This window comes from Halorubrum sp. AJ67, assembly GCF_000513435.1.
The window spans coordinates 75,838-77,582 of sequence record NZ_CBVY010000016.1; the positions used below are offsets into that span (position 1 = coordinate 75,838).

The 1,745-nt window shown below is 67.9% G+C and carries 2 protein-coding genes and 1 pseudogene; 2 read left to right on the forward strand and 1 reads right to left on the reverse strand.

What is annotated here, in order from left to right; all coding sequences use genetic code 11:
- Positions 1-229, forward strand: a pseudogene (locus BN903_RS12175) (hypothetical protein); the annotation flags it as partial.
- A gap of 36 nt (positions 230-265) precedes the next feature.
- Here the strand turns inward: BN903_RS12175 and BN903_RS12180 are convergent.
- Complete coding sequence (locus BN903_RS12180; RefSeq protein WP_048077980.1) at positions 266-472, reverse strand: hypothetical protein; 207 nt, start codon at positions 470-472, stop codon at positions 266-268.
- Between the two features lie 176 nt (positions 473-648).
- On the opposite strand from BN903_RS12180, the gene BN903_RS12185 reads away from it, so the two are divergent.
- Positions 649-1,317 (forward strand): hypothetical protein, encoded by a 669-nt coding sequence (locus BN903_RS12185; RefSeq protein WP_048077981.1) that lies wholly within the window; start codon positions 649-651, stop codon positions 1,315-1,317.
- Positions 1,318-1,745: the final 428 nt, after the last annotated feature.

Here is a 1,745-nt window from a genome sequence, read left to right on the forward strand (position 1 = left end):
CGCCGCGCGGCTCGCGGAGTTCGCGGCCGCGTCGGAAGCGGTGACGGAACCGGAAGGAGTGTACCCCGAACTAGAGCGGTTCCGGCTGTACGTCGTCACGCAGGCGACGGTACTGGCGTCCGGCTGGTTCGCCGGCACCGCCGCCCGCGGGCGCTACGCGGCGTTGCTTCACTCCGGCGCACTGGTGGCGTGCTGTTACGTCGTGTTCACCGTCGGCGGGCTGGTGTGAAAACTCGTCCGTCGTCTCGCGCCTGCCACCCACGGACTACTTCGATCGTTCGGCGATCTTTTCGGTAGCATCGGCAAGCCGTTTCGTCTCTTGAACGAGTCTGGAAAGAAAGTAGCCGAAGAGGATCAGCGTTAGTCCCCACATGAACGGTGAAATTCCGATCCCCACGAGGAGTCCGCATCCCACCCAGACGACTCCGGAGACGCCGAAAAGGAGTGTTTGAATCTTCCCATCCGCGTTCATGCGCAGTCGTGCGAGGGAAGCGTGATAGGTGTTGTGGGATTTGCATTTCGATACGACACACCTCCTACGCCCGCCGTCCCGCCGGGTTCGTCACGAGAGGATGCTCGGGTCGCCGGGAAACCGCGCCGCCGCCCCGACACGAGGCTTTTCTACCGTGCCGGCGCATACGTACGTCCATGGACGAGAAGACCGCCGACCTCCGCGACCTGTTCGTCGACACCACCGGGTCCGAGTCGGTCACCGAGCGCCAGGACGCGGCGCGGGGGACCCTCATCGACTCCGACGAGGCGTCGGTCGACGCGACCGCGCTCGACCTCGTCGCCGCGATGCGCGAGCGGTACGGCTTCTCGACGGATCTCGACAATGCGGCGTACGTCCTCGTCGCCCGCGGGCGGTTCGAAGACGACGACGACGCCGAGACCGCGGCCGCGCTCCGCGACGCGCTGGACGAGCGGGAGGAGGCCGATATCGACCCCACAGATGTCGACGCCGAGACGGTTCGGAAGATGCGACTCGACCTCCACCTCGTGCGCGACGCCGACCGGGAGGCCGACAGTGACGGTGCGGGCGACGACTTCGCGTACGCCGACCTGAAGCGGCTCACCGGCGCGGGCAACTCGATCGTCGAGTGCGCGGCGGAGCTCGGCGCGACGCCCGATCGGGTCGCCCGCTACGCCGCGGTCGCGCGCACTGACATCGCCTCGACTCGGGCGAACGACCGGTTTCGCGACACGTTCCGCGATCTCTTCACCGACGCCGACATCGAGGGGTCGCTCGCGAGCGACGCCCGCGAGGACGGGCTGAAAGAGGCGACCGAGGACATCGAGACGGACGTGTCACTCTGAGCGGCTGGCGACGGATCGGCGGCGAGCGCTCTCGAATCCCCAGCCGCTTGGCTATACACCGCTGATCTCGTCACGACTGAGACCGCCGAAGCCCCAGCCGCGAGGACTCGATGCGCTCGCTGTCGTTCGAGACGCCGGAGGCGTCTCGTGATGACGAGAGAGCTTCGCTCTCTCGAACCACGGTCCTCAGTCGTTCGCTTCGCTCACTCCCTGCGGTCCTTGCGTCGCGCGTCTTCGTCCTCGCGGCTGCCCCTTCGAGTCCCGCCCCACCGGAAGACGGTCCTGCTCGCTTCGCTGCGCGGGCTGCGACTTCCGTGCTCCCGCTCGCTGCGCTCGCGGGAACGCACAGCACCGCAGCCTCACACCCCCCCAGCCTCGTCGCTGGCGGTCTTCGCTTCGCTCGACCGCCAGCGACTCCCTCGCGCGGC